Consider the following 245-nt stretch of genomic DNA (forward strand, 5'->3'; position numbering starts at 1 on the left):
GGCGAAAATCAGCTATCAAGGAAAAGAAGGCTATGTTTCGTTAGAGTTTGTGAAGTTAGAAGCAGGAAAACAAGAAGGAAAGCCAGCGGAAGACATTACGAATGGAACGCAAGAAGTAGGAACGATTAACGCGACAAGCTTACGAGTAAGAAGTGCGGCAAATACAAGTAGCTCGGTTCTAGGAACCCTAAAAAATGGTGAAAAAGTAACAGTACTAGGAAAAGCAAACGGCTGGGCGAAAATCA

At 42.4% G+C, this 245-nt stretch carries 1 protein-coding gene; it reads left to right on the forward strand.

Annotation, left to right across the window (positions count from 1 at the left end; genetic code table 11):
- Positions 1 to 245: SH3 domain-containing protein (locus tag JDS98_RS29805; protein ID WP_199634646.1), on the forward strand; the 245-nt coding region annotated here is incomplete at both ends.

Source organism: Bacillus cereus group sp. N11 (genome assembly GCF_016483605.1).
GTDB lineage: Bacteria > Bacillota > Bacilli > Bacillales > Bacillaceae_G > Bacillus_A > Bacillus_A toyonensis.